Origin of the sequence: Streptomyces capitiformicae (genome assembly GCF_002214185.1) — a bacterium.
In the GTDB taxonomy this organism is placed as follows: domain Bacteria; phylum Actinomycetota; class Actinomycetes; order Streptomycetales; family Streptomycetaceae; genus Streptomyces; species Streptomyces capitiformicae.
This window is the reverse complement of record NZ_CP022161.1, coordinates 7,804,561-7,830,310: the sequence shown is the minus strand read 5'-3', so window position 1 is coordinate 7,830,310 and position 25,750 is coordinate 7,804,561. Positions and strand designations below refer to the sequence as shown.

General features: G+C 70.7%; 24 protein-coding genes. 8 read left to right on the top strand and 16 right to left on the bottom strand.

All coding sequences use genetic code 11. The features are described from left to right. Positions 1–50: 50 nt before the first annotated feature. The 5 genes from CES90_RS35070 to CES90_RS35050 form a co-directional block, all read right to left on the bottom strand. Positions 51–1,484, bottom strand: coding sequence for a S28 family serine protease (locus CES90_RS35070; protein ID WP_189787468.1), 1,434 nt, complete (start codon positions 1,482–1,484; stop codon positions 51–53). Positions 1,485–1,642: 158 nt separating this feature from the next. Further along, positions 1,643–2,020 (bottom strand): hypothetical protein, encoded by a 378-nt coding sequence (locus CES90_RS35065; RefSeq protein WP_189787467.1) that lies wholly within the window; start codon positions 2,018–2,020, stop codon positions 1,643–1,645. Between the two features lie 124 nt (positions 2,021–2,144). Further along, the gene (locus CES90_RS35060; RefSeq protein WP_189787499.1) at positions 2,145–5,900 is read right to left on the bottom strand and encodes an ABC transporter ATP-binding protein; all 3,756 of its coding nucleotides are present in this window, start codon (positions 5,898–5,900) and stop codon (positions 2,145–2,147) included. Positions 5,901–6,126: 226 nt separating this feature from the next. Continuing rightward, positions 6,127–6,450: a hypothetical protein gene (locus tag CES90_RS35055; RefSeq protein ID WP_189787466.1), complete on the bottom strand. Its 324-nt coding sequence runs from the start codon at positions 6,448–6,450 to the stop codon at positions 6,127–6,129. Positions 6,451–6,556: 106 nt separating this feature from the next. Beyond that, positions 6,557–6,772 carry a hypothetical protein gene (locus tag CES90_RS35050; protein WP_229914361.1) on the bottom strand — a complete coding sequence of 72 codons (216 nt, stop codon included), beginning with the start codon at positions 6,770–6,772 and terminating at the stop codon, positions 6,557–6,559. Positions 6,773–7,070: 298 nt separating this feature from the next. Here CES90_RS35050 and CES90_RS50260 point away from each other — a divergent pair, with 298 nt between their 5' ends. Beyond that, positions 7,071–7,439, top strand: coding sequence for a helix-turn-helix domain-containing protein (locus tag CES90_RS50260; protein ID WP_229914360.1), 369 nt, complete (start codon positions 7,071–7,073; stop codon positions 7,437–7,439). A gap of 67 nt (positions 7,440–7,506) precedes the next feature. Here the strand turns inward: CES90_RS50260 and CES90_RS35040 are convergent, their stop codons facing one another. The 8 genes from CES90_RS35040 to CES90_RS35005 form a co-directional block, all read right to left on the bottom strand. Beyond that, positions 7,507–7,920 carry a hypothetical protein gene (locus CES90_RS35040; protein WP_189787465.1) on the bottom strand — a complete coding sequence of 138 codons (414 nt, stop codon included), beginning with the start codon at positions 7,918–7,920 and terminating at the stop codon, positions 7,507–7,509. Next, a complete protein-coding gene (locus tag CES90_RS35035) occupies positions 7,812–8,192 on the bottom strand; it encodes a hypothetical protein (RefSeq protein WP_189787464.1) in 381 nt (126 codons plus the stop codon). The genes CES90_RS35040 and CES90_RS35035 overlap by 109 nt, the downstream gene beginning before the upstream one ends. Beyond that, positions 8,189–9,715, bottom strand: a complete 1,527-nt coding sequence (locus tag CES90_RS35030; RefSeq protein ID WP_189787463.1) for an ABC transporter permease — start codon at positions 9,713–9,715, stop codon at positions 8,189–8,191. Before CES90_RS35030 ends, CES90_RS35035 begins: the two co-directional genes overlap by 4 nt. Next, positions 9,712–10,620 (bottom strand): ABC transporter ATP-binding protein, encoded by a 909-nt coding sequence (locus tag CES90_RS35025; protein WP_189787462.1) that lies wholly within the window; start codon positions 10,618–10,620, stop codon positions 9,712–9,714. The genes CES90_RS35030 and CES90_RS35025 overlap by 4 nt, the downstream gene beginning before the upstream one ends. Beyond that, a complete protein-coding gene (locus CES90_RS35020; RefSeq protein ID WP_229914359.1) occupies positions 10,617–11,516 on the bottom strand; it encodes a cupin domain-containing protein in 900 nt (299 codons plus the stop codon). The genes CES90_RS35025 and CES90_RS35020 overlap by 4 nt, the downstream gene beginning before the upstream one ends. Then, positions 11,513–12,055, bottom strand: a complete 543-nt coding sequence (locus CES90_RS35015) for an RNA polymerase sigma factor (RefSeq protein ID WP_189787461.1) — start codon at positions 12,053–12,055, stop codon at positions 11,513–11,515. The genes CES90_RS35020 and CES90_RS35015 overlap by 4 nt, the downstream gene beginning before the upstream one ends. A 124-nt stretch (positions 12,056–12,179) precedes the next feature. After that, positions 12,180–13,229: an esterase-like activity of phytase family protein gene (locus CES90_RS35010; RefSeq protein WP_189787460.1), complete on the bottom strand. Its 1,050-nt coding sequence runs from the start codon at positions 13,227–13,229 to the stop codon at positions 12,180–12,182. A gap of 86 nt (positions 13,230–13,315) precedes the next feature. After that, positions 13,316–14,233 carry a serine hydrolase gene (locus CES90_RS35005; RefSeq protein WP_189787459.1) on the bottom strand — a complete coding sequence of 306 codons (918 nt, stop codon included), beginning with the start codon at positions 14,231–14,233 and terminating at the stop codon, positions 13,316–13,318. A gap of 383 nt (positions 14,234–14,616) precedes the next feature. Between CES90_RS35005 and CES90_RS35000 the strand changes: the two genes are divergently transcribed. The 4 genes from CES90_RS35000 to CES90_RS34990 all read left to right on the top strand — a co-directional run bounded on the left by CES90_RS35000 (position 14,617) and on the right by CES90_RS34990 (position 17,754). After that, complete coding sequence (locus CES90_RS35000; protein WP_229914358.1) at positions 14,617–15,027, top strand: antibiotic biosynthesis monooxygenase; 411 nt, start codon at positions 14,617–14,619, stop codon at positions 15,025–15,027. Then, positions 14,982–15,182 (top strand): hypothetical protein, encoded by a 201-nt coding sequence (locus tag CES90_RS50255; RefSeq protein ID WP_229914357.1) that lies wholly within the window; start codon positions 14,982–14,984, stop codon positions 15,180–15,182. Before CES90_RS35000 ends, CES90_RS50255 begins: the two co-directional genes overlap by 46 nt. A gap of 829 nt (positions 15,183–16,011) precedes the next feature. Beyond that, positions 16,012–17,031 carry a NucA/NucB deoxyribonuclease domain-containing protein gene (locus CES90_RS34995; protein ID WP_189787458.1) on the top strand — a complete coding sequence of 340 codons (1,020 nt, stop codon included), beginning with the start codon at positions 16,012–16,014 and terminating at the stop codon, positions 17,029–17,031. A gap of 126 nt (positions 17,032–17,157) precedes the next feature. Beyond that, positions 17,158–17,754, top strand: coding sequence for a hypothetical protein (locus tag CES90_RS34990; protein WP_189787457.1), 597 nt, complete (start codon positions 17,158–17,160; stop codon positions 17,752–17,754). On the opposite strand, the gene CES90_RS34985 is transcribed toward CES90_RS34990, so the two are convergent. Together CES90_RS34985 and CES90_RS34980 are read right to left on the bottom strand one after the other, a co-directional pair. Then, positions 17,733–18,938, bottom strand: a complete 1,206-nt coding sequence (locus tag CES90_RS34985) for an acyltransferase family protein (RefSeq protein ID WP_189787456.1) — start codon at positions 18,936–18,938, stop codon at positions 17,733–17,735. The two genes, CES90_RS34990 and CES90_RS34985, sit on opposite strands and share 22 nt — an antisense overlap. A 206-nt stretch (positions 18,939–19,144) precedes the next feature. Further along, positions 19,145–20,056 (bottom strand): calcium-binding protein, encoded by a 912-nt coding sequence (locus CES90_RS34980; RefSeq protein WP_189787455.1) that lies wholly within the window; start codon positions 20,054–20,056, stop codon positions 19,145–19,147. 576 nt (positions 20,057–20,632) lie between these two features. Between CES90_RS34980 and CES90_RS34975 the strand changes: the two genes are divergently transcribed. The 3 genes from CES90_RS34975 (at position 20,633) to CES90_RS34960 (ending at position 24,698) form a co-directional block, all read left to right on the top strand. Continuing rightward, positions 20,633–21,436, top strand: a complete 804-nt coding sequence (locus CES90_RS34975) for an endonuclease I family protein (RefSeq protein ID WP_189787454.1) — start codon at positions 20,633–20,635, stop codon at positions 21,434–21,436. Positions 21,437–21,741: 305 nt separating this feature from the next. After that, a complete protein-coding gene (locus tag CES90_RS34965) occupies positions 21,742–23,019 on the top strand; it encodes a DUF418 domain-containing protein (protein WP_189787498.1) in 1,278 nt (425 codons plus the stop codon). A 182-nt stretch (positions 23,020–23,201) separates the two neighbouring features. Beyond that, positions 23,202–24,698, top strand: coding sequence for an FG-GAP-like repeat-containing protein (locus tag CES90_RS34960; RefSeq protein WP_189787453.1), 1,497 nt, complete (start codon positions 23,202–23,204; stop codon positions 24,696–24,698). Positions 24,699–24,765: 67 nt separating this feature from the next. On the opposite strand, the gene CES90_RS34955 is transcribed toward CES90_RS34960, so the two are convergent. Then, complete coding sequence (locus CES90_RS34955) at positions 24,766–25,674, bottom strand: alpha/beta fold hydrolase (protein WP_229914356.1); 909 nt, start codon at positions 25,672–25,674, stop codon at positions 24,766–24,768. Between the last annotated feature and the right edge of the window lie 76 nt (positions 25,675–25,750).

Here is a 25,750-nt window from a genome sequence, read left to right as displayed (position 1 = left end):
ACCGGGGGCTCAGCTTCCGTACAGATCAGGCAAGTTACGGATCAAGCCGGTCACGGCCGGAGCGTCAGCTCCTTCTCGATGTCCCGCTTGTCGAGCTTGGAGTCGTACTTCGCCAAGGGCTTCGCCTTGCTCGGGTCGTCCTGGACCGTGGCGGAGGCGACGCCCGCCCACTCCAGGATGCGGGCCGTGGCCAGCGCCTTGTCGGAGTCGACGAGTCGGGAGACGTTGGCGCCGTGGTTGGCGCCGGGGGCCGTGAAGATGTACGAGTCACGGGCCTTCTTGCCCAGGTGGAACGGCTCGGCGCCCCACGGGTCGTTCTCGCCGTACACGAAGAGCATGCGGTGGGCGTTGTTGCGGACCCAGGTGTCGACGTCGCGCATGGCGTGCGGCTGGAACTTCATCGTGATGTCCCGCGGCACGAAGTTCCGCGGCGGCTGGTAGCCGTAGCGGATGTACTTCTTCTCGATGTGCGGGAAGACGATCGCCGGCGCGCCCAGCTGGGTGCCCGCCTGGTAGTAGTACGGCGTGTACGGCTCCAGGCCCTGGTCGGCGTACGAGGAGAAGCCGCCGATCGTGTCGATGGACGTCCAGATCTCGTCGTCCGTGGCCTTCTTGGCGTCCTTCGGGATCAGGGCGTCGTCGCCGCAGTTCGCCAGCTGGTTGTACTGCCAGAAGCCCCACACGTAGTCGAGGACGACCGCCTCGTACGCCTTGTCCAGGCTGCCGACGGTGTTGAAGGTGAGGCCCTCGGCGGCGGCGAACTCCGCGTACTTCTTCTTCAGCGGCTCCCGGCGCACCAGCGCCTCGCGCTGCACCGCGTTCAGCCGGTCGCGGCACTCCTTGGTGCCGACGTTTGCGAAGAACCGGTCGTAGGCCGAGTCCTCCTTGTTCACCACGTCGTTGGGGGCGACGTAGGCGACGACGCCGTCCATGTCCCTGGGGTAGAAGCGCTCGTAGTAGGTGGCGGTCATGCCGCCCTTGGAGCCGCCGGTGGAGACCCACTTCTTGTCGTAGATCTTCTTGAACGCCTTGAAGATGCGGTGCTGGTCGCTGGCCGCCTGCCAGATGTCCAGCTTGGACCAGTTCGCCGGGTCGGGGCGGGACGGAGTGAAGAAGCGGTACTCCATCGAGATCTGGTTGCCGTCCACGATCTGGGTCGGCTCGCTGCGGCGCGGTGTCGTCGAGACGTTGTAGCCGCTGGTGAAGAAGACCGTCGGGCGTGCCGTGTCCTTGTGCAGCATGGTGATGCGCTGCTGGAAGGTGCCCTTCGACGGGCGCCGGTGGTCGATCGGCTGGGTGAAGTTCAGGACGAAGAAGCGGTATCCGGGGTACGGCTTCTCCTCGATCAGGCTCACGCCCGGTATCGCGAGCAGGCGGTCCTTGATGTCGCCGGTCTCCGGCTCAGCGGCGGTGGCCGCTCCCGCCGTGCTCAACGTGCCTATGAGCACCACGAGCGACAGCACCCATGTGAGTGCTTTGCGCATACGTTTCTCCCCTGTGCGGCAGCTATGCGCCGGAAGCTATCCGAGCGTGCTGGTGGGACACCAGGGGAGGACGGGTCAACTGGCGCTGTTTCAGGGGGAGATAGGGAAAACCCTGTGTGGGGCGGCGGTTCGATCAGGGATCAGGCTCACGCTCACGCTCAGCGGAGGATCCAGCCGGAGTCGTACTCCTTCTTGCCGACCCGTGCGTGGATCCATACGCAGCGTCGGCCCGCGTGGACGGTCACGGGGCCGGCGAGGTGGTTGGCGTTGCGCACCCACTCGCCGCGCCACGGCCGCATATGGAGGATCGCCTTGGGGGTCTTCTTCCCGGGCCGCTTCTTGGGCACGAGCACGGCGCAGACATACCGGGTGCCCTTGCGGTACACCCGCACAGTGCCGGCGTCGAAGGTCAGGGTCCGTACCTTGCGGCCGGAGCAGGACGGGGTGGCGGCCTCGGCGCTTGCCGTCGGTCCGGCCAGCGTCAGCAGCCCCGCCGTCGTCAGTACGGCCAGCGCGAGCGCCGTCGGCCGGCGCATCGCTCCCCTCGCTGCCCTGCTCACTGTTGCCCCTCCCGCCACACGGCCCGTACTGATGTACGGACGCAGGAGGTGGGGCCTGCGGTTGCGTGGCTACGGTTCCTACGGCTTGTGCCCGCGGTTCCTACGGCTTCAGGGCCGGCTCTCCCACGAACGTCCGCCACAGCTCCGCGTACCGTCCGTCCCGGGCCAGGAGTTCGTCGTGGGTGCCGTCCTCCGCCACCCGGCCGTCGGCCATGACGACGACGCGGTCGGCGCGGGCGGCGGTGGTCAGGCGGTGGGCCACGACGAGGGTGGTGCGGCGGCCGACGAGGCGGTCCGTCGCCTGGTTGACCTGGGCTTCCGTGGCCAGGTCCAGGGCCGCGGTCGCCTCGTCGAGGAGCAGGATGTCGGGGTCGACCAGTTCGGCGCGGGCCAGGGCGATCAGCTGGCGCTGGCCGGCCGACAGGTTGCGGCCGCGTTCGGTGACCTCGTGGAGGTAGCCGCCGTCGAGGGTGGCGATCATGTCGTGGGCGCCGACGGCACGGGCGGCGGCCTCCACCTCCGCGTCGGTGGCGTCGGGGCGGCCGTAGGCGATGGCGTCCCTGATCGTGCCCTGGAAGAGGTACGCCTCCTGCGGGACGACGCCCAGGCGGTGGCGGTACGACGTGATGTCGAGGTCGCGCAGGTCCGTGCCGTCGACGGTGACCCGGCCGCCGGTGGGGTCGTAGAAGCGGGCGACGAGTTTGACGAGGGTGGACTTGCCGGCGCCGGTCTCGCCGACGAAGGCGACGGTCTGCCCTGAGGGGATGGTCAACGAGACCCCGCTCAGGGCCTCCTCCGCGTCGTCGGCGGACCCGTAGGCGAAGTCCACGCCCTCGAAGGTGATGTCGCCACGCAGGGAGAGGACCTCCAGGGGCTCGGCCGCGGCCTTCGTGGAGGTGGGCTCCTGGAGGAGTTCCTGGATACGGCCCAGGGAGACGGTGGCCTGCTGGTAGCCGTCGAAGACCTGGGAGAGCTGCTGGACGGGGGCGAAGAACAGGTCGATGTAGAGGAGGTACGCGACCAGGGCGCCGGTGGTGAGGGTGCCCGCGTCGACCCGGTGCGCGCCCACGATCAGGACGGCCGCGGCGGCCACCATCGACAGGAACTGCACGAACGGGAAGTAGATCGAGATCAGCCACTGGCCGTGGACGCGCGCCTCGCGGTAGCTGTCGCTGCCGGCCGCGAACCGCTCGCCGCTGTCGCGCTCGCGGCGGAACGCCTGCACGATCCGCAGCCCGGCCACCGACTCCTGGAGGTCCGCGTTGACCACGGCCACCCGCTCACGGGCGAGTTCGTACGCCTTCACACTCGCCCGGCGGAAGAAGACCGTGCAGACGATCAGCGGCGGGAGCGTCGCGAAGACGACGAGCGCGAGCTGTACGTCGATCACGACGAGGGCGACCATGATGCCGAAGAAGGTGACGACGGAGACGAAGGCCGTGACCAGACCGGTCTGGAGGAACGTCGAAAGGGCGTCGACGTCGGTCGTCATCCGGGTCATGATCCGGCCCGTCAACTCCCGCTCGTAGTAGTCGAGTCCGAGGCGCTGGAGCTGGGCGAAGATCTTCAGGCGGAGCGAGTAGAGGACGCGTTCGCCGGTACGGCCGGTCATGCGCATCTCGCCGACCTGGGCCGCCCACTGGGCAATCACCGAGAGGAGGGCGAGGACGGAGGCGGCCCAGACCCCGCCGAGGGCCGCCTGGGAGACGCCGTCGTCGATGCCGTTCCGGATCAGGACGGGCAGCAGCAGGCCCATGCCGGCGTCGGTCGCGACCAGGGCCAGGCTGACGAGGAGGGGCAGGCCGAAGCCGCGCAGGAGGCGTTTCAGGCCGTAGGAGTCCTCCGGGGCGACCGCGCGGGCCTCGTCGATGCCGGGAGTGTCGGTCGCCGGGGGCAGCGCCTCGACCTGGGCGAGGAGTTCGGGGGTGGCGGGGGTGCCGTCGAAGGCGGTGTCCCTGGGCTCCCGGTCGCCGGTCCACAGCCGGGGGGTGATGCCGCGCTCGGCGTCGAACTCGGCGTCCAGTTCGTCCCGTATCGACATGTCCTCGACGGGCTGCGACGGCTGGACGTGGCCGGGCGAGACACCGCCCAGCTCGTCGGGGTCGGTGAGCAGGCGGCGGTACAGGGCGGAGCGGCGTTCCAGCTCCTCGTGGGTGCCGATGTCGGCGAGGCGGCCCTCGTCGAGGACGGCGATGCGGTCGGCGAGGCCGAGGGTGGAGCGGCGGTGGGCGATGAGGAGGGTCGTGCGGCCCGCCATGACGTGGCCGAGCGCCTCGTGGATCTCGTGTTCGACGCGGGCGTCCACGGCGGAGGTCGCGTCGTCGAGGACGAGGAGGCGGGGGTCGGTGAGGATCGCGCGGGCGAGGGCGATGCGCTGGCGCTGACCGCCGGAGAGGGTCAGGCCGTGTTCGCCGACCTTGGTGTCGTAGCCGTCGGGCAATCCGGCGATGAAACGGTCCGCCTGGGCGGTGCGGGCGGCCGTCTCGATCTGCTCGTCGGTGGCGTCGGGGCGGCCGTACGCGATGTTGCTGCGGACGGTGTCGGAGAAGAGGAACGAATCCTCGGGGACGAGCCCGATCGCGGCGCGGAGGGAATCGAAGGTCAGTTCGCGGACGTCCTGGCCGCCGATGAGGACGGCGCCCCGGGTCACGTCGTAGAAGCGCGGGAGGAGGAGGGAGACGGTCGACTTGCCGGAGCCGGACGCGCCGACGACGGCGAGGGTCTCGCCGGGACGGATCTCGAAGGAGAGGCCTTGGAGGACGGGGTGCCCGTCGTCGTACCCGAACGACACGTCGTCGAACTCGACCGTCGCGGGCGCGTCGGCGGGGAGGGTCTTGGTGCCGCCGGTGAGCGTCGGCTCGGTGTCGATCAGCTCCAGGACGCGCTCGGTGCCGGCCCTCGCCTGCTGGCCGACGGTGAGGACCATGGCGAGCATGCGGACCGGGCCGACCAGCTGGGCAAGGTACGCGGAGAACGCGACGAACGTACCGAGCGTGATGTGTCCGCGCACCGCCAGCCAGCCGCCGAGCGCCAGCATCGCGACCTGGCCGAGGGCGGGGACGGCCTGCAGGGCGGGGGTGTACCTGGAGTTGAAGCGGATGGTGCGGAGGCGGCCCGCGAAGAGGCGGCGGCCGACTTCGCGGAGTTTGCCGGTTTCCTGCTCCTCTTGCCCGAAGCCCTTGACGACGCGTACGCCGCTGACCGCGCCGTCGACGACGCCCGCCACGGCGGCGGCCTGGGCCTGGGCGTACCAGGTGGCCGGGTGGAGCTTGGTGCGGCTGCGTTCGGCGATCCACCACAGGGCGGGTGCCACGGCGAGGGCGACGAGGGTGAGGGGGAGCGACAGCCACGCCATGACGACGAGGGAGATCAGGAAGAGGAGGAAGTTGCCGATGGTCATCGGCAGCATGAAGAGCAGGCCCTGGATCAGCTGGAGGTCGCTGGTCGCGCGGCCGACGACCTGGCCCGTGGACAGGTCGTCCTGGCGGCGGCCGTCGAGGCGGGTGATCGTGCCGTACATCTCCGTGCGGAGGTCGTGCTGGACGTCGAGGGCGAGGCGGCCGCCGTAGTAGCGGCGGATGTAGGTGAAGACGTAGACGAGGGCGGCGGAAACGACGAGGGCGCCGGCCCAGGGGGCCATGTCGCGGGTCTTGTCGCCGATGACGTCGTCGATGATCACCTTGGTGATCAGGGGGACGAGGGCCATGAGGGCCATGCCGGCCAGGGAGGAGCCGAGGGCGAGGATGACGTCCTTGGGGTAGCGCCAGGCGTAGGCGGCGAGGCGGTGCGCCCAGCCGGATTTCTTCTCTGCGGGTGCCTCTGTGGGTGCCTCTGTGGGTGCCTCCCCCTGTTGCACAGCCACGTGGTGCCCTCCTTGTTGTCCGGTGCCTTCCGGAAGGCGCAACGCCGGGAGCAGCGGATTTCATCCCGCGCAATATTTCTCGCCCCCGCGGAGGGCTGCCGCCCCCTTCGACCCCCGCCCAGGAGCTCGGGAGATCGGGTTCGTTGGCGACTGCGGGTGGGTGGGGGTCGCTCGCGCAGTTCCCCGCGCCCCTGAAGGGGCGCTCCCACCCACCCGCAGCTTACGAGGCGCTCATTCCGCTGGCCCTGGCGATCGCTTCCACCTCTCGGCGCAGGTACTCGCTCTCCGCGTCCAGATCGGCGCACCGGGGGGTCAGGTGGTCGAGGAGTTTGGTCAGGCGGTGGCCGAATTCGGGGGTGAAGAGTTGCCGCTCTCGGGGGGAGAGGGGGATGTCCAGCTCCACGCCTCGGTGGACCAGCGCCTCGTTCGTGCCCTTGAGGATGCGCAGCAGCAGGTCGTACGACTCGGGATCGAGGGTGCTCTGGAGCTCGGCCAGGTAGAGCACGAACTGTTCGGCGCTCTCCAGGAAGGGATCTTCGTTCATGAGGGCATGCTGGCAAAGGCTCCCTGGCGTTTCGGGGGGTTGACGGCGATCGAGGCGATCGAGTGGTTTTCCTCTGCCGGGCTTGACAGTACGGGGCTGACCTTCGCTATACCGCCGCCTCCGCCGGTTCCTGCTCGGGGGTCGTCTCGGGGTTCTCCCCCGGTGCCTCGTCCCTGCTGACCAGGCAGATGACGGCGCACGCGGCGGCGACGTACCAGTTGGCGCCCGGGACGTTCCAGGAGAGGGCCAGGTCGAAGAGGGCGCCGGCCAGGTGGGAGCCGACCATGTTGCCCGCGCTGCGGAAGAAGTGCATGGCGCCCATGGCCTTGGCGAGGCGGTCCGCGGGGACCTTGCGGGCGACCCAGATGTCGAAGGACGGGACGAAGGGGTCCCGGCGGCCGCCGCCCCGAGGAGGTCCTGGTCAAGGCGCTGGCGCGCACCCTGGAGGCGCACCGCAAGGGCGTGAAGCAGCGCACGCTGTACCAGCACACCATCCGCGCCCACGGCCCGACGCTCGACTACATCAAGCAGGTCACCGAGCTGGGCGTCGAGGTACGCACCGTCGACGAGGTCTTCGACCGGATGATCATCTGCGACCGTGCCGTCGCCTTCATCCCGACATGGGCAAGGACCACGGCACCCACGCCCTCAAGGTCACCGACCCCGGCGTCGTGCACTTCCTGGTCTCGGCGTTCGAGTACGCCTGGGAGCGGGCGAGGCCGGTCGTCCAAGAGCACGACCAGCAACGCCCCCCACTGCTCACCGACGAGACCCGGCTGCATGTGCTCCGGCTCATGGTCGACGGCTACACCGACGCCGCCATCGCGGGCCGGCTCGGTATCAGCACCCGTACCGTCGCCAGTCATCTGAAGAAGGTCGGCGACATGCTCGGCAGCAACAGCCGCGCCCAGCTCGCCTATCTGACCGCCAAGAGCGGCCTGTTGGAGGACGGCGAGCCGGGCGACTGCGCGTGCGAACGCAGACCGTGAGACGGGCACGAACCGATGCAGCCGGGCACGAACCGATGCAGCCCGTCAAACGCCACCACCACACCGGTCAAACGCCCTCGCCACGCCGTCGACGCACGCCACCGCGTCGGCGGCGCGGCTCCGCTCCGCACACCGCCCAGATGGCGAGCACGGCGATCAGAATCCCGGCCCACAGCGCATGGGCGTCCGCCCAGCGCGGGTCGCCCGCTGGTACGAACAGCGCGAAGCGTGGCGGGAGGAGCGCACCGGCGGTGATCGGCAGCGCGAGCACGGCGCCCGCCACGGCCGGCCCCGGCAGCCGGATCTCGCTGAACCGCACCACCGCCCCGGCCAGCGCGAACGCCAGCCCGGACAGCGCGCCGGCCTCGACCGTCAACCCGCCCGACGGCAGCGCGGCTCCTTGCGCGGGATCGGCGCCCGCCCGGACGACGCCCAGCACCACCGTCCACCACGCCGCGCCCACCAGCCACACGACGGCCACGCGCAGCGCCTGCCGCAGCGGACGCGGTACGGGGGGACAGCGGTGGTGTGCCGGGCGGGATCGTCCAGGACGAACGCCATCCCCACCGCCCCGCACAGCGCGGCCGCCCGCACCACGTTGACCAGCACCTCCGCCGAGAGCTCCATCGAGAACAGCACCGGTACGGCGGCGACGGCCAGCCCCAGCCCCCAGCCGGCGGCGAACAGTGTCCACGGCAGCGACCGCAGCGTGGGCCGTACCAGAGCCGCCACCACCAAGGCCCGCCGCCTCATGCGCACCGCCACTCGCGGTCGTCGGCCGTCTCGGCCGGGGCGGTGACGCCCAGCAGCGCGGCCGCGCGGTCGGTGGTCGTGCCGGGGGCGGAGAGCTCGGCCCAGGACGCCTTCACCCTGCGATCCACTTCCGGCCGGGGCTCGGCGAGCAGCCGCTGGACGACGGCGTACTCGCGGCCACGCAGGGAGAGCGCGAAGACCGGTGCCTGGATCACGCCGGGGCTGTTGTAGTTGTCCCCGGTTTTCTCGAACAGGGCCTCGCCGTCCCGGGTCGCGCGGATCGCCAGCCAGACCATCAGCACCCCCCGCGCGTCGCAGTACGCTCCCCCGTACTGTTCGTGCCCGACCACCAGCCCCCGGGCGACGCTCGCGGCGAACTCCAGCTCCCGCTCACCGCCCCACGCCGTGCTCGCCGTCAACTCGCCGGGCCCGGCGGGCGAGAGGTTCGACCTGTCCGACGGTCCGTCGACTGCGGCGACCTTCTGCCGTACGGTCAGTTCCCGCGTCCTGTCCGGATCGCCGGCCAGCGACCGCGCCCTGTCCGTCACCCGGGCCCATTCGTCGATCCAGGGGGTGAACTCGGGAAAGGCGCAGTACGTCGTCGCCTCGCGCCGCTCGCAGTCCTGCACCGCCGCCGGGTCACGGGTCGCCACCTTCCGTGCCTCGCGCACCGCGTCCGACGGCGCCATGCCCTGGAACACGACGGCGGTCACAACCGCGCCGAACGCCGCCACGGCGGTGACCCGTACGGCCCGCGTCCGGCCACCGCTCACCAGGGCCGCGCCGGCCGCCGCCAGCACCGAGAGCGCCAGCAGGTACAGCGCGTGCCATCCCGCGGGCCGCCCCAGCAGGTCGTACGGCAGCGGTCGCGCACCCTCGTCGAACAGCACGGGCGCCATCCCGCGCAGCCAGGCCGGGCTCTGCGAGTCGGCCACGAAGACCATGCTGATCGCGAGGAAGGCGACCACGGCCAGCGGGGCCGCGAAGGCCGACCGGACCACCCGGCCCAGCAGCACTCCCAGGATCGCGGGCAGGAGGATCAGCAACGGCCCGGTCGCCAGCTCGAACACCGAACCGTGGCCCACCGCCCCGGGCTTCAGCGCCTGGGCAGTGAACTGGCCCGCCACGATCAGCGCCCCCACCAGCACCGTCGGCAGCACCGACAGCGCATGCGCACAGGTGCGCTGCCACGGCAGCACCACCAGCACCCCGAAAGACCCGTCCGTGCCCCGCCGGTGGGAGCGCAGCACCGCCAGGTTCGCGGCGATCATCACCGCGAGCCCCAGCATCAGCTGTCCCAGCTGTGTCTCACGGTCGATGTCCTGCAGGACCGGATAGGCGTCCTCCGGCTCGCCGCCCGGCCACAGCACGAGCGTCAGGTAGGCCACCAGGGCGGCCAGGACCAGCGGATGCAGCAACAGGCGCCGTGCCTCCACCCGGGCCAGCGCGAGCACCGCCCGCCGCCCGTCCGCGGCCCGCGCCGGAGCCGGTGCCACGGCCCGGGTCTCGGTCACGGCCGTCATGCCGCCGCCCCCGTCCCCGTCCCCGTCCCCGTGTCGCCGCCGAGCGCCAGCAGATAGCCGTCTTCCAGCGTCGGCTCGACCAGCCGGGCGCCCGCCGGCGGATCGCCGACGTTGCGGAACTCGCCCGTCCCGGTGCGCCATCCGGCTCTGGCGCCCGGCTGCCGCTCCGCGCTGCTCCACACCCGGCCGTCGGCGACCGCCGTCAGCTCGGCGGCCGTGCCGTCGAACCGCACCCGGCCCTTGACCATCACCACCACCCGGTGGCACAGCATGGCCACGTCCTCCGTCTGATGGGTGGACAGCAGCACCGTCCGGCCCTCGCCGGCCTCCGCGATCAGCTCCCGGAACCGCATCCGCTGTTCCGGGTCCAGCCCGACCGTGGGCTCGTCCAGGACCAGGAACCCCGGATCGCCGACCAGGGCCGCCGCCAGCGCCACCCGCTGCCGCATACCGCCGGAGAGTTTCCGGATCCGCTTGCCGCGCACCTCCGCCAGACCGACCGCGTCGAGGACCCGCCGGGCCTCGGCGTGCCGGGTCCGCCGGTCCGTCAGCTCCTTGAGGATCGCCACGTAGTCGACGAACTCGAAGGCGGTGAAGTCCGGATGGAAGCCGGGGTTCTGCGGCAGATAGCCCAGTGCCCTGCGTGCGTCCTGCCGTCCGCGGACCGTGCTGGGGTCGTGCCCGAGGACGGTGAACGCCCCGTCGTCCGGCGGCGTCGCCGTCGCCAGGATCCGCAACAGCGTCGTTTTGCCCGCGCCGTTCGGCCCGAGCAGACCCGTGACGCCTTCGGTGAGCCGCAGCGTCACGTCGTCCACCGCCCTCGTACCGCGATAGCTCAGGGCCAGCCCGGCGGCCGAGACCGTGGGACGTGTGACCGTGGGTCGGGTAACCGCGGGTCGTGTCATGACAGCCTCCTGGCTGCGATTCGAAGGGATCGGAGGGATCGGAGGGATCGGAGGGATCGAAGGGATCGAAGGGATCCGAGGGAAGGACCGAGCGGACGGCCGCTGTCGAAGCGGTCCCGCGCCGCCACCAGCAGCACCGTCGCCACCACCGCGATCGCCGCCGCCGCGCCCTGCCCTTCGGCGGTGAAGGGCAGCGGCGTACCGGACGTCGGCAGGCAGCTCAGCACCACCAGGGCGGTCCAGCCGCCACCGACCAGCGCGGGCGCGAGTACGGGCCCCAGCCGGGGCGTCAACGCGACCCCCGTCGAGGTCAGCGCGAGCGCCGGCAGCAGCCAGCCGAGCGCCGCCAGGCCGTACGACGGCAGCGCCAGGCTCGCCAGCCCGCTCAGTGCCGTCGTCGTCGACAGCACGGCGACGGTCCGGACCATCAGCAGCCGGAAGGTGTGCATCGGCGCGACCACGGCCATCTCGTACGTCGGGTCCAGCCCGGGGCCGAACGACACCGCCACCCCCACGAGCGGCAGCAGCGGCGCCGTGGCCAGCAGCATCAGCGGCGACGCGGCCAGTCCCACGCCGACCGCGAGCAGCAGGGTGAGCACCACGGCGCCGAGCCAGGAGCGGCGCAGCACCGGAGTCGCCGCGAGCAGCCGCGCGGTGTGGTCGGCGACCCCCACCCGGATCAGCAGCGACTCCACCGCGCCGGGCCTCGGGGCATCCAACTCGGCGTCCAGCCGGGCCCAGCCCCCGTCGATCTCGGCGGACGGGACATGGGCCGAGAGCGCCGCCCGGCAGTCCGCGCAGGCGGCGAGATGGGTCTCGACGGACCACAGTCGAGGCGCCGCCAGCATCCCGTGCGCGTACTCCCGCAGGTCCCCGTCATCGGCGTGCCAGCTCATGTCAGGCCCTCCCGCAGCTGCTTCCGGGCGCGCATGGCCCGGGTCTTGACCGTGCCCGGCGGAATGCCCAGCAGGACGGCCGCCTCACGCGTCGTCAGGCCGTCGATCACCGTGGCCTGCAACACCGCCCGCAACTCCGGCGAGAGCCCGGCCAGCGAGCCCGCCAGGTCGCCGTGCTGCACCCGGGCCAGCACCTGTTCCTCCGCGGACGCCTCGTCTCGATGACGCAGCCGGGCCAGTGCCTGGCGCAGCCGGCCGCGGGCACCGTCGCCACGCAGCGCGTCCACCAGCCGGCGCGACCCGATCCGCCACAACCAGCCCGCCACATCACCTTCACGGCGATAGCGGGCGGCTCCCCGCCACACGTCGAGGAACGTCTCCTGTACGACGTCGTCGACGAGCACCGGATCGGCGCACCGCCCGCGCAGCCGCAGCACCAGCCAAGGAGCGTACCGACGGTACAGCTCCTCGAAGGCGCGGCGGTCACCGTCCGCGACGGCGCGCAACAACTCTGCGTCGCCCGGGCTCCCCCGGTTCATTTCGCTCACACACCTTCATCGGACGAGGGGCCCCCGGCGGTTCACGCGGTGGCTCCCTCGTCAGCGAGATCGGCGAGGGCGTTCTAGGCGGCGAGGGCGTTCAAGGCGGCGAGAGTACGGCCTGTCAGCCCAGGCGGACGCGAAGCGAGTAGAACCGTGTCGTCTGGGCGGCGTTCTGGTTGTCGTCGCTGACGAGCAGCACGTTCAGCCGGCCCCCGTGCCGCTGCTGCCCGGTGACGGTCATGCCCTCGATGTTGTCGAGCAGCGGGTTCGGCTGCGGCTGCTTGGCGGTGGCGCCGAGGGGCGGGCAGTTCACGAGGTCGGCGAGGAGCGTCTTGTGGACGAGTCGTACGCCGTCGCCGTCCTGGCCGGTGAGGACGTCGACGCCGGTGGTGTCCGTGGCGTGGCGCGTGTCGGCGGCGTAGAGGCGGACCGTGTTGCCGACGCCGGCGGTGAAGCCGCGCTCCAGGACGAGGAGCCGCCCGCCCGGCAGCCCGGTGGCCTCGACGACTCCGAGCCCGCTGTCGGCGCGGTAGCCGTACTGGGCCGCGAGCCGGAAGTCCTTGCCGATGCCGTGCCGTTGCCAGGTCTGGAAGCGGACGACACCGGTCGTGTCCCCGGTGAGCGCGCCCTCCATCGTGGCGAGCAGCGTACGGCCGCCGGGGAGGAGGGTGAGCCCTTCGAAGGTCTGGTTGGTGGCGGCGCGCCCCGCGGGGGCGACCTTCAGCGCGTCCGGCACGGGAAGGTTGTTGAGTGGCCGGCCCTCGCGGTCGTAGCGGCGTACGGTCGGCTCGGTCTCGGAGCTGATCAGCCGGGTGCCGTCCCGGTCGACGACCAGGCCCTCGGAGTCGAGCGCCGCGCCGGTGTCGGTGGCGAGGGGGACGACGCCCTTCGGCTGGAGGGTGCGCGGGTCGAGGGAGAAGAGGGAGGACCGGTCGGAGACGGCGAGCAGGGACCCGTCCCGGTCGACGGCGAGGGCGGAGAAGTTGCCGACGAAGGTGCCCTCGTAGGTCGTCTTGTCGAGGGCGTCGGAGAAGCCGTCTATGGAGACGGACGGCGAACAGGCGTGGGGCGCGGTGGCGTTGGCCGGGCCGGCGGCGGACAGGCAGGTGGCCGCCGCCAGACCGGCGGTGACGGTCGCGAGTACGGTTCTCAGGCGGGATGTCTGACGCATGGCCGTCACCGTAGAGCCGCCGTAGAGCGACTCGATGCCGTCGAGGTGGATTGTTCGTGAACCGGGCCGACGCCGGGCCGACGGGGTCAGCCGCCGGTGGGCACCGCCGGGATCGCCTCCTGCGGCGTGGCCGTCGGCTGGTACCGCTGCACGGACGCCGACACCGGCACCAGGTCCTTGTGGATGACCTTGGCGACGTTCTGGATGGTGCTGACGCCGTAGTTCATGTCAGGGTTTCCGTGGGTGAGGACGGTGATCGTGTAGTCGCGGCCTCCGCCCTTGAACGCGCCGACGCTGTGCACCCGCCAGCCGTGCGTGGCCCGCGGCAGCCAGCCGTTCTTGACGTGCACCTTCACCGTGGACGGCGCCCCGGCCGGGGTCCCCCAGCGCTGCGAGGAGACGACCTTGTTCATGAGCTTGAGGACGTAGGCGCGGGCGTTGTCGCTGAGGACGGAGTTCTTCGCGGTGAGGAGCGCCAGCAGCCGCTGCTCGTCCCGGACGGTGATCTGGGTGAGCCCCCAGTAGTTGTTGGCGCCCGGCTTGGTCTGGGTCATCTTGGCGGCGGTCAGGAAGGCCTGGATCTTCTTCACCCCGAGCTGCTTCCACAGGGTGCTGGTGGAGGCGTTGTCGGACTTGGTGATCATCGCGGTGGCGAGCTTGGTCTCGCGGTCGGTGAGGTACCGGTTCTGCTTCTTGGCGTCGTAGAGCAGCGCGGCCAGCACGGTCACCTTCACGACGCTGGCCGAGTCGAACGCGGTGCCGCTCCGCAGGGTGCAGGTGGTGTTGGTGGCCCGCTCGAACAGCCCGACCGCCACGGTGCCCTTGCGCTTGGCGAGCGCCGCGGTGATGTCCTTCCGCAGCTTCTCGGCCAGCCTCGCCTGGCCCGACGTACAGCTGACCTGCGGCGGCGCGGCGGAGGCCGCGGGTGCGGCGGCGACCGACAGCGGTATGAGCACCCCGGCCCCCAGGGCCGCGGCGAGCACACGGGTACCCGTGTGAGTCATGAAAGTTCCCCCATCCTTTTGGGCGACAGCGAACGCGCCGGTGGCCCATTCACTTCAGTTGACTCGCAATGACGATCGAAAGTTGTACACGAGTTCGCATGACGGGAGCGCGGGGGGGGTGCCTCTATGTCTTTCGTCAAGGCGCCCAGGTTCGTTTTGGGATGGTGTGGCTTGTGGGGGTCGTGCGGCGAGTTCGACGCCCTCGAGGATGCGGGGTTCGTAGAAGGTTGCCGTCTCGGAGCATGGCCAACAGGACGCTGATGCGTTGACGGGCCCGGTGGCCGGCGGCCCCGTTGCGGGACCGCGGAAACCATAAGGGGGGCGGGGTGGGCGGCGACGCCATGAGGCATGAGCCGCCGCCGTGCGTGGCACACGTGGTGAACATGAGCACCACCGACGTGAGGCGGGGCGAGCCGGTCACCACGGTCCTCACCGGGGAGGTCCGCCCCGGCCGGGAGCAGGAGTTCGAGGTCTGGACCCACGGGATCACCCGGTGCGCCAGACGGTTCCCGGGCAACGAGGGCGTCTCGTGGCTGCGCCCCGAGAAGGGCCACCGCTTCCACGCGGTGCTGCGCTGGTCCGATCCGCACCGGCTCGCCGCGTGGCTGGAGTCGGACGAGCGGGCGGCATGGCACGCGAGGATGGCGGGCGTCGCCACGGAGATCGGCAGCGAGCGGCAGTCGACGTCCGGGATGGAGACCTGGTTCAGCCTGCCCGGCACCACGTGCAGTCCCCGCCCCGCTGGAAGATGGCGCTCACCACGTTCCTCGGCGCCTATCCCTGCACCCTGCTGATCCAGTGGCTGGTGACGCCCCACACGGGTACCTGGCCCCTGCCGCTGAAGGCCGCCGCGTTCCCGCTGGTGCTACTGCCGACGCTGACATACCTGGTGATGCCGCGACTGAGCCGCCTGCTGCGGCGGTGGCTGTATCCACCGCCGCAGAACTGACGCCATGGCCCGGCGACGGGCCTTTGAGAGGCGCGGGCCCTGAGGGGCACGGGGCTGTGTCGATGTGCGGCTCCGCCGCGTGGGCGCGAACAACCCCCACTCACCCGCGGTCGCCAACGCACCCGAACCGGCGAGCCCTTGGGCGTGGCGGGCGGCGCCGGCGGTCGCGCGGCCGGCGATCCTGCGGCGCCTCAGCGCACCTCAGCGCACCTCAGCGCGCCTTCGCGCAGAGGGCTGCGTCCACCGCCCTGGTCCGCGGCCCGGCCGACACAGCTGGACCGGTCGACTCGGTGATCCACCGAGGCCCCCCAAGCCCCCAAGCCCCCAAGCCCCACCCGCTCGATCATTTGCCCCCCCCGAGTCCGCCCTGCGCACAGCCCTCTTGACACTCCGGTAGCCGGCGCCAAGGGGCTGCGTCCCAAAGGGAGGCGCCTCCCCGGGAGGTGTCCCTTTGGGAGGTGTCCCTTTGGGAGGTGTCCCTTTGGGAGGTGTCCGTACATACAAGTCCAGTTCTGGTCAAATCTGTTCGTGCATCGACAGCGCCTGCCACTCCAGTGCCACGGCCCAGACCGAACCCGATCACCCCAGGCACACGACCCGATGGCCCAATGGCCCGATATCAGCCACCACCGCCAACAATCGCTCGATCATGACTGAAACCGATCAAACTCTTACGCACCATCACCTCTTCTTTGCGCTTGCCGTGCTTCGATGACATCAACGCGACGGGGGCGTACGTGAGTTGATGACTGCTCCCTCGTCGGCCGTGACCAACACGCGGGGGTACAACTTGAAAGCGAAGAAGCATCTCATAACGGGCACTGTGGGGATGGGTCTGCTGATCACGGCGGCGGCCCCGTCGGCGACAGCCGCCCCGGCCGGCATCGAGGCGAGCGCCGCACAGCTGCGGGTCACCGTCGGCTCGGCCAAGGGCAAGGCAGGCGCCCTGGCCACTCCGACCGCCAACGCCACCTGCACGATCAACCGCATCACGGTGAACCGCTTCAGCTCGTGCGAGTGGGTCACCGTCCACGTCGACGTCATCAGAGTCGTCAACGGTCGCCCGGTCATCGAGGGCACCGCCGACTTCAACGTCAAGCACCAGATGACCCTCAAGACGAATTCCGCCAACTGGGGCGAGAAGTTCACCGTCTCCAAGGCGAAGACCACGGGCAAGGGCAAGGGCGTCCGGGTCAACATCAGCGCCACCTCCGGCGGCGGCACCAAGCCCACCGTCAAGTTCCCGCAGGGCCGCACCCTCGACAGCGTGGGCAACGGCACCGTGTCCTACAAGTCCGCCGCCATCGCCCCGAAGAAGATCAAGCCCAAGGCGAAGACGACCTACAAGTACACCTTCACCAAGGCCGGTTACCGCCCCGGCGGCGTCTCCTACGCCTCCGCCACCTACCGGTGCGACAACTACTACGGCAGCAGCCGGACCAACCGCTCCGGGTGCGCGTTCCCCGAGGCCCCTACGGCGGTGAGCATGGTGGGCCTGGCCCGTATCGACGAAGGCATCCGCAAGCTGCGCGCCCGCGGGGGCCACTACGGTGACCCCAACGGGGGCAAGCCGCTGCACTGGATGATCAACAAGACGCAGGAGGGCAAGAACCGGGCCGCCGTGTGTCCGCGTTCCGCGCCGGCCGACATGAAGCGCGTCGGCCGCACCTCGTGCGACGAGTACCCCTTCGCCTCCTCCTATGAGGGCGGCACTCACCTGCCCGCCAACCAGCGGACGATCACCTGGGTCAAGGTCCAGGAGAACAAGTCCCAGGGCGGTCGTATCACCGCCTGGCGCGGCCAGATGCACGTCATGGACCGCGACCCGTTCTACGTGATCACCTCTTGATCACCCCTTGATCGGTACGTGATCGGCTGAGCGCGTCTACACTCCCACCGCCAGACAGGGTGCCCCCTCCCGACCCCTCGGGAGGGGGCACCCTGCCCCGCTCAAGGAGGCTCAAGGAGGCTTCCCTTGCTGGTCCACGCGTCCTCGTTCACCGTCGACCTCGGTGAGAACGGCTATCTCATCGGCTTCACCGACGACTACGACTACCCCCGCGAGATGCCCTTCGGCTGGCGCTGCGGCCCAGCCACCGAAGCGAACGCCGTCGTCCTCACCACCACCGACACCGGCCCCCTCCAGCTCACCGTCCAGGTCCACGACGCCCCACCGGCCCCCGAACCCGGCGGCGACTGGGAGCCCGCGGAGGAGCTGAGCCTCCGGGCCGACCTCCCCCGCGTCTGCCTCGCCACCCTCGAACAGGGCGACATCCTGGACGCCTGGCCGGACGACGAACCCCCTCTCCAGGCCCCGACCTCCCCCGGCGCCTTCGACGGCTGGGTACGCATGCGCCTGTACTGCCACGCCGACGACCCCGAACCCGGCATCGGCGACCACGGTGAGCGCCATCTGATCCAGTTCTGGCCCGCACCCGAAGCCCCTCCGATCCACCCCGAGATCACCGAGGAGGACCGCCAAGCCCGCGCCGACTACGCCGCGGACATGGCCATACCGGTGGAGGACTACACCACGGCCTACGCCGCCCCTCACACCGACGAGCACGACTGACGCCAAGGACGACGCATTCCCAGCAGGAAGCGGGTCGGGCGGGTTCTGCGGACCGCGTACTCGTACAGCGCGAGGATCACGATCAGTGAACCGGTCACGATCGCCGCGTACTTGACGACGATGGGCGCGGGCCAGCCCACCACCCCGTAGGCGAAGGCGACGACGACCGGCTGGTGCAGCACGTACAGCGGCATCGCGGCGAGGGCGAGATACGCCCACAGCCGCTCGGGCCGGCCACCGCCACGGAGTTCGCGGAGTTCACGGGGGCGGTCGAGCAGCCCCAGGATCGCCGCCACCCAGCACCAGCCCGCCGCCCCGAACAGCGCGCGGGTGGCCAGCGCCAACGGGGTCGTGTCGGTGAACGGGTCGCCGTCCGCGGTCATGAACCCGGGCGCGGTCGTGGCGAACAGGACGAGGCCGAGCACCCCGACCGGTACGGCGAGTCGGCGCAGGGCGGCGCGGACGCGGGGGTCGTCGGCGAGGGCGTGGCCGCAGAGGAAGAACAGCAGGTACGCCCAGCGGTTCCAGCCCGCGAACCCCTCCTCCATGCCCTGCAGGGCGTTGATCGCGGCCAAGGGCAGTGCCGGCAGCAGGAGCAGACCGGGGTGACGTGACACCGCCGTCGCCGCGCGCTCGCCGCCGGCCGCGAGCGCCGTGGCGAACGGTACGAGGAGCAGGCAGAACGTGAGGAGGAGTACGACGAACCACAGGTGGCCGGTGTCGAAGTAACGGCCGTCGAGGACGAACGGGAAGTCGGCGAGGTCCAGGTGGGCGCTGAGGAAGCGGGGCCAGAACCGCCAGTACGACTCGTCGTAGGCGGGGTCGGCCGCCCGTAACCGCAGCCACTGCGGGAGGGGATTGAGGGCGATGGTCACGAAGACCAGCGGAACGCCGAGGCGCAGCAGACGTTCGCGGGCGAAGCCGGCCGGGCCGCGCCGGCGTATCGAGTGCCGGGCGCCGAGCCCGGCGACCAGGAACAGCATCGGCATAGCCCACACCACGGCGAGCCCGGCAAGTACGGTGACGGCGTCCGTCGTCTCCGCGTTCTTGACGTAGAAGTCGTCGTCCGGGGAGAAGACGAGCGCGGCGTGGAAGAAGACCAGGCCGAGCACGACCACTACGCGCAGTATGTCCAGTTCGCGACGCCGGGGAGCAACCGCCGACGTCTCGGCCTCCGCAGTCATCCCCCCAGTGTGGTCAGGACCGTGGATGGAGGACAGCGTTCCTTCACCGGCACCGGGCGCACACCGCCCCCTCAATGCCACGCCGGCACCGGCCAGGTGGGGGTCAAGGGGTCACAGCATGTCCAGGGCCTGTCCCACGGATCACACGACCCGGCGGACAGGCCCTGGTGCCCCTGCGTGAACCACCGCGAGGACGAGCGCGAGAACTACTGGTGGAGCTTGTTGCTGCCCGCGCCGCCGGAGAGGGTGTCGGTGCCCTGGCCGCCGTACAGCACGTCGTTGCCGCTGTTGCCGTACAGCGCGTCGTTCTCCTGGTCGCCCCAGAGGGTGTCGTTGCCCTGCTCGCCGTAGACCTTGTCGTCGCCCCGGTTGCCGTGCAGCCTGTCGTTGCCCTTGCCGCCGAAGAGGCTGTCCCGGCCCTGCTTGCCGTGGATGACGTCGTTGCCGGAGTCGCCGTACATGTTGTTGAGCTCGGCGTCCCCGGTGAGGGTGTCGTTGCCGGCGCCGCCGTAGCAGGCGTAGGCGCAGGCGGTGATCGTGTCGTCGCCCTTGCCGCCGTAGGGACCCATGCCCCAGCCACCGCCGCCGCCGTGGAGGCGGTCGTTGCCGTCCTCGCCGTAGAGGACGGCCGAGAGGCTGTTGTCGGTGAGGGTGTCGTTGCCGGGGCCGGCGTAGACCGTCGCGTCGGCGTTGTTGTCGGGGTCGAGCGTCACGGTGTCGTTGCCGTCGCGAACGGTGACCTCGTAGCGAGGGCTGTCGTCGGAGCCCAGGGAGACCGGGGCCTCGCACTGAACGACGGTGCGGTCACTCGCCGAGGGGTACGCACACCGGTCCACCTCCGCCGCGCGGGCGTCGATGGTGATGTCGAAGCGATCGTCGAACGTGACGACGTAGTAGTACTCGGGGAACCCGTTGGAGTCGGTCCTCTCCTCGGTCGTGTCGGTGATCGTCAGTTGGTTGTTCTGTCCGGGGGTGGCCTTGTACCAGAGCCCGGAGCCTTCGTGAACGACGGCGCCCGAGGTCGTCGTCGCCGCCTGGGCCGTGGGCACGGCGAACAGAGCGCCGCCCAGGGCGAGTGCGGCAGTCGCCGTGGCGACGATGGTCCTGTACGTGCGCATGCAGAAGTAACCCTTCGCGAATGCGGATGGGGATCGGAGTTGGGAGTGAGATGGAGGGGGTGGCAGTTGCTTCAGTCGCCTATTTAGACAGCGGGCCCGGGGCGGGGGTTGCACCGAGAACCGGCTCGGTCCTGGAGTGGCCGGAAGCGTGCCCGTCAGGTCCGGCCGGCCGCCCGAAAGGGCACCGGGGTGACTCCCCGGGCCGCGGGCCCCTGCACGAGCACACCAATTGGCAGCTGCGTCTCGGCAGTACGCCCCGAACGAGACGTATCGCCGAGACTGAACCGCCAATCACCGCCCGCCCACCGCCACCCGGACCCCTCCTCGGGCCGTACGCAACACACCTGATTTCCCACGTCAATTGGGGTCTCCCCTTGAACCGGGGCACGGAAAGAGCAGCGGGGGCACGGGGGTTGCCCCATTTCCCGTAACGTCATCAAATCGCCCTCTCCTCGTAACACACGGACTGACCCGTCCATGCCAATCTCTCGGTTACCCACACAGTCAACCCGCGTAGACCGAGGCTCCCCGAACCAACTCCTCGCGCTGCGCGGCCCTCTGGGAAGGGACACCCACATGCCCGCTGCGCGGATACGCAGTTGGAAGACGGTCGCACTCGCGACGTCGGCCGTGCTCGTCGGTCTCGTCCTGCCGACGGCCACCGCCGCCCCCGCCTCGGCGACGACGACCGCGTACGACGACACGTACTACGCGAACGCGATCGGCAAGACCGGTACGGCCCTGAAGTCCTCGCTGCACACGATCATCAGCGACCAGACGGCGATCTCGTACTCGGCCGTCTGGAACGCGCTGAAGGTCACCGACCAGGACCCGAACAACAGCAGCAACGTGAAGCTGCTGTACAGCGGCATCTCCCGCAGCAAGTCCCTCAGCGGCGGCAACACCGGCAACTGGAACCGCGAACACGTGTGGGCCCAGTCCCACGGCGACTTCGGCACCTCCGCCGGCCCGGGCACCGACCTGCACCACCTCCGCCCCGAGGACGTCCAGGTCAACGCCCGCCGCGGCAACCTCGACTTCGACAACGGCGGCAGCAGCTTCACCAACAGCGGCGGCAGCCTCATCGACTCCAACTCGTTCGAGCCCCGCGACGCGGTCAAGGGCGACGTGGCCCGCATGATCCTCTACATGGCCGTCCGCTACGAGGGCGACGACGGCTGGCCCAACCTGGAGCCCAACGACTCCGTCAACAACGGCGGCACCCGCTTCCACGGCCGCCTCTCCGTCCTGAAGGCCTGGAACGACGAGGACCCGCCGGACTCCTTCGAGGAGCGCCGCAACGAACTCATCTACAGCAACTACCAGGGCAACCGGAACCCGTTCATCGACCACCCGGAGTGGGTCGAGGCGATCTGGTAGAGGCGCGTGAAACGAGCCTCCCGGCCCCCGCCGGGGGGCTCGTCGTGTTCAAAGGGCGCCTTTTACTGCGCGCGAGTCGTCCCGCAGCGATGAGCACGCCGGCAGCTGCCTCGAAGTCCTCGACAACCTCCCCTCCGGCGTCCCCGTCCGAGACTCCAACCGGAACTGAGGCCTCGTCGGCCCCTCGTTGCCGCACCTCGGGCAGGGGCGCAGCCGAGGTACCACGGGCGGCATACTTTGGTCGGCCGTGGTGAGACCGAAGACGGATTTCCTGGCACCGGGCGCCTTCCTAGCGTGGTCGTGTGATGACGACCGAGACCAAGAAGGCCAAGAAGGCGCCGCTGCGGCGCGGGGCCGTTCAGGGTGAGGAGCGGGCGCTGGCGCCCGATCTCGCGCGCGGGATGATGCTCTTGCTCATCGTCCTGTCCAACACCGCCTTCCACCTCTGGGCGGCTCGGCACGGCCCTTCGGGGTGGCAGCCGGTCGACGGTACGTGGGCCGACCGCGCGGTCCAGTTCACCATGATCACCGTATTGGATCTACGGGTCTATCCGCTCTTCGCGTTCCTCTTCGGCTACGGGATGATGCAGCTCTACCTGCGCCAGACCGAGGCCGGGACCTCGGAGCGCGCTGCGGTGGGGATCCTGCGCAGGCGTAGTCTGTGGCTGATCGTCATCGGGTTGTCCCACGCCACCCTGCTGATGGCCGGCGACATCGTCGGCTACTACGGGCTGCTGAGCCTCGTCCTTGGCTGGCTCTTCGTCAGGCGCAGTGAGCGTGCCCTTAAGTGGTGGATCGGGATCGCGGCCGCACAGCTGGTGTTCTTCACGGCACTGCCAGTGATAACCGCCTTGCTCCGGGGCGAGTTGGGATCTCTGGGGGACTCGGGAGCGGAGGCAGGCTTCGAGGCGTACGCGTCGGGAGAGGAGAACGGGCTCACGGCGCTCGGTACCCGGCTGACAACCGGCCTGTTCGTCACCTTCGCCGGTGCCCCGCTCGCGCTCATCGGCGGCGGCTACCTGGTTTTCCTGCTCGGCTTCTGGGCGGCACGCCGTCGCGTCCTGGAGGAGCCTGGTCGCCATCTGCGGCTGCTGCGCCGCACCGCGGTCAGCGGCATTGCGGTCGGCTGGCTCGGCGGGCTGCCCGCCGCGCTCGCCCACGTCGGCGCGCTCAGGGTGCCGGACGACGCACAGAGCGAGGAGGGGGCGCTCACCATCCTGCGGGATTTCACCGGCAACGCCGCCGGGATCGGCTATGTCGCCGCCGTCGCGCTGTTCGCGCACTGGTGGACCCAACGGGCCGGCCGACGGGGCCGACTGGGCCGATGGGGCGCAACGGCCGTCGTCGCGGTGTCCGCGGTCGGCAAGCGATCGCTGTCCTGCTACCTCGCGCACTCGCTGATCTTCTCCCCGCTGTTGGCGGCCTGGGGCCTCGGCCTCGGCGAGCACCTGACCAGCGCCACCATGGCGGTCTTCGCGGTCGGCGTCTGGCTGGTCACGGTGGCCGGGGCGTACGCCCTGGAACGCGCCGGGCGACGCGGCCCGGCCGAGACAGTCCTGCGTCGGCTGGTGTACCGGCCCTGATGTGGACTGGCCCGTACCGCTGACTCACGAGAGCCCCTGGACGAACTCGCGCCCAGGGGCTCTTCCGTCAGTTACTCATCCATGACATTCACACATACAACCGGTGAACGCTCACTCGTGTCGGACTACACGGACGCGGCGCTTCCGCCACGCCGGACCCCACCGACCTGAAAGGCACATGCATGTCACGAGCAGGAGCAGGAGTACGACGCGGCACCCGCGCGGCACGAGTGAGCGCGCCCTTGGCCACGGTCGTACTGCTGACCGGAGGCCTGACCGCCTGGTCGCTCGGCCCGGCCTCGGCGGCCCCCGCATCGGTGGACGTGGCGGACGACTTCAACGGGGACGGGTACGCCGACCTGGTCATAGGCGCCCCGAACGCCACGGTGTCCGGTAAGGCCAAGGCGGGCTACGTAGCCGTCATGTACGGCTCGAAGAGCGGGGTAGCGACGACGAGAAAGAAGCTCGTCAGCCGTTCGACGAGCGGCGTGCCCGGCTCCGCCACCACGAACCAGCGCTTCGGCTCGACGTTCACCAAGGGCGACCTGGACCGGGACGGCTACGGCGACCTGGTGATCGCGGGCGGTACGGCGGGCTCCGTGATCGTATGGGGGTCGGCCTCCGGGCTGACCGGCGGTACGAGCATCGCCGGGTTCGGGGCGGCCCCGCAGGCCGGCGACTTCGACGGCGACGGCAAGACCGATCTCGCGCTCTTCTCCGCCCAGTCCGTCGGCGGCGACGATCCCGAGGGCGCGCCGGCGGCCCTGTGGAAGGGCCCGATCTCCCGCGCCGGCAAGCCCACCGCCGTACTGAACCTCCTGGACAAGTCGCTGTGGTGGGGCTGGGACGAGGACGGCGCCTCCTGCGCGAGCGGTGGCGGCTGCGAGGACGGCCCGTCCTCCATCACCGGCCCGGTCGTCTCCGGCCAGGTCGGGGATGTCAACGGCGACGGCAGGGACGACCTGGTCCAGTGGCATTACACGGGCGACGGCACCTGGGGCAACCGCCTTCTCCTGGGCGGAGCTTCGGGCTTCACCCGCGGCTGGGTGCCCGGGGACGACGTGAGCCGCGACCCGGCGGGCACGGGCATGGGCGACGTGAACGGCGACGGCTACGACGACGTGGTCGTGGGCGCGGACGGCTGGTCCGACCAGGTCCGCGTCGCCTACGGCTCGCCCACCGGCCCGTCCGAGGCGAACACCCAGATTTTCGACCAGGACCTCCCCGGCTTCCCCGGCGCGCAGGAGGACGGCGACCTGGTCGGCTCGGCCGTCTCCGTCGCCGACGTCACCGGCGACGGCTACGCCGACCTGGCCCTCGGCATCGCGTACGAGGACATCGGCGGCATCGTCAACGCCGGCTCGGTCGCCCTCGTCCGCGGCACCGCCTCCGGCATCACGGGCACCGGCACCCAGGTCTTCCACCAGAACACCGCTGGGGTCCCCGGAGTAGCCGAGAACGACGACAAGTTCGGCGCCACCACGGCCCTCCTGGACGTCAACGGCAACGGCCACCCCGACCTCGCCGCCGGCGCCCCCGCCGAGAACAGCGACAACGGCGCCGTCTGGATCCTCCCGGGGACCACCACCGGCCTGACCACCACGTCGGCCCTGGCCTTCGGCCCCGGGGACGTGTCGGGACCGGCCACGGACGCGATGTTCGGAGCGGCCCTGCGGTGAGACCGGTTGCGGCGCGCGTGCCCGGCGGTGCCGGGTACGCGCGCCGCACAACGTCGGCGAGCGGCCGTCAGGCCGTGTGCCGCAGGATCTCCTCGGCCAGGCGAGCGTCCATCGCCCTGGGCAGGCTGTGCCCCAGACCCTCGATCATGACCAGCCGGGCTCCGGAAATGGCGGCGGCGCTGGCTTCCGCGTGCGCCGGCGGGAACATCGGGTCCTCGGTGCCGTGCAGCACCAGCGTCGGCGCGGCGACGGAGGCCAGGTCCGCCGTGTCGTCCCCGCCGGCCGCCCCGGCGAGCGTGTGGTTGAACCCGGCCGCCAGATCACGCGCCCGCTCGAACACCCGCCGCTCCATGGCCCGGTACTCCTCCTCGTCGAACGGCAGCACCGAGCCGTGCAGCACCCGCCACAGCGGAAGGCGGAGGGCGAGGTGGCCCTCCAGGCCCGCCTCCGGATCGGGGAGGGTGCTGGCGAGCGCGGCAAGCAACTCGGTGCTGGGCGGCGGCAGTTCACCGGGCGCCGGGGGCTCCCCCGCCATGGCCCGGCGCACCACCGCCGCGGTGTCCGTACCCAGCGGCTGGGACGACAGGATCGTCAGGGTCAGCACCCGCTCCGGGTCGGTGACGGCGAGTCGCTGCGCGATGATCCCGCCCAGCGACGCCCCCACGAGATGCGCCCGCGCCACCCCGAACGCGTCCAGCACGGCGAGCGCGTCCGAGGCCATGTCGGCGACGGTGTACGGCCGCACGGCGAAGTCGACGACGGAGGACCGCCCGGTGTCCCGATGGTCGTACCGGATGACCCGACGCCCGCCCTCGACCAGCCGCCGAACGATCCCGTCGTTCCACTGCACGCCCTGAGCCTGCGCACCCATCACCAGCAGCACGACCGGATGCTCGGGGCTGCCGAACTCCTCGGCCCACAGCTCGATGCCGTCCATGGGGACGACCCGCTCGCGGCCGACCAGCTCTTCGTTCATCACTTTATTTTCCTGCATGGTTGTTCAAGATAATGAGTCGACGCGGATCGCGCACGGGTTTTCGAGGTGGACGCCC

Bases quoted from the DNA above. Each gene is read 5' to 3' on its own strand.
- CES90_RS35030 (WP_189787463.1), bottom strand. From the start codon at position 9,715: ATGACGGCCGTGACCGAGACCCGGGCCGTGGCACCGGCTCCGGCGCGG.
- CES90_RS34995 (WP_189787458.1), top strand. From the start codon at position 16,012: ATGGGTCTGCTGATCACGGCGGCGGCCCCGTCGGCGACAGCCGCCCCG.
- CES90_RS35010 (WP_189787460.1), bottom strand. From the start codon at position 13,229: ATGCGTCAGACATCCCGCCTGAGAACCGTACTCGCGACCGTCACCGCC.
- CES90_RS34980 (WP_189787455.1), bottom strand. From the start codon at position 20,056: ATGCGCACGTACAGGACCATCGTCGCCACGGCGACTGCCGCACTCGCC.
- CES90_RS34955 (WP_229914356.1), bottom strand. From the start codon at position 25,674: ATGAACGAAGAGCTGGTCGGCCGCGAGCGGGTCGTCCCCATGGACGGC.
- CES90_RS34960 (WP_189787453.1), top strand. From the start codon at position 23,202: ATGTCACGAGCAGGAGCAGGAGTACGACGCGGCACCCGCGCGGCACGA.
- CES90_RS50260 (WP_229914360.1), top strand. From the start codon at position 7,071: ATGGGCAAGGACCACGGCACCCACGCCCTCAAGGTCACCGACCCCGGC.
- CES90_RS35050 (WP_229914361.1), bottom strand. From the start codon at position 6,772: ATGGGCGCCATGCACTTCTTCCGCAGCGCGGGCAACATGGTCGGCTCC.
- CES90_RS35015 (WP_189787461.1), bottom strand. From the start codon at position 12,055: ATGAACCGGGGGAGCCCGGGCGACGCAGAGTTGTTGCGCGCCGTCGCG.
- CES90_RS35005 (WP_189787459.1), bottom strand. From the start codon at position 14,233: ATGACTCACACGGGTACCCGTGTGCTCGCCGCGGCCCTGGGGGCCGGG.
- CES90_RS35020 (WP_229914359.1), bottom strand. From the start codon at position 11,516: ATGAGCTGGCACGCCGATGACGGGGACCTGCGGGAGTACGCGCACGGG.
- CES90_RS34985 (WP_189787456.1), bottom strand. From the start codon at position 18,938: ATGACTGCGGAGGCCGAGACGTCGGCGGTTGCTCCCCGGCGTCGCGAA.
- CES90_RS35000 (WP_229914358.1), top strand. From the start codon at position 14,617: ATGAGCACCACCGACGTGAGGCGGGGCGAGCCGGTCACCACGGTCCTC.
- CES90_RS50255 (WP_229914357.1), top strand. From the start codon at position 14,982: ATGGCGCTCACCACGTTCCTCGGCGCCTATCCCTGCACCCTGCTGATC.
- CES90_RS35065 (WP_189787467.1), bottom strand. From the start codon at position 2,020: ATGCGCCGGCCGACGGCGCTCGCGCTGGCCGTACTGACGACGGCGGGG.
- CES90_RS34975 (WP_189787454.1), top strand. From the start codon at position 20,633: ATGCCCGCTGCGCGGATACGCAGTTGGAAGACGGTCGCACTCGCGACG.
- CES90_RS35055 (WP_189787466.1), bottom strand. From the start codon at position 6,450: ATGAACGAAGATCCCTTCCTGGAGAGCGCCGAACAGTTCGTGCTCTAC.
- CES90_RS35035 (WP_189787464.1), bottom strand. From the start codon at position 8,192: ATGAGGCGGCGGGCCTTGGTGGTGGCGGCTCTGGTACGGCCCACGCTG.
- CES90_RS35070 (WP_189787468.1), bottom strand. From the start codon at position 1,484: ATGCGCAAAGCACTCACATGGGTGCTGTCGCTCGTGGTGCTCATAGGC.
- CES90_RS34965 (WP_189787498.1), top strand. From the start codon at position 21,742: ATGACGACCGAGACCAAGAAGGCCAAGAAGGCGCCGCTGCGGCGCGGG.
- CES90_RS35025 (WP_189787462.1), bottom strand. From the start codon at position 10,620: ATGACACGACCCGCGGTTACCCGACCCACGGTCACACGTCCCACGGTC.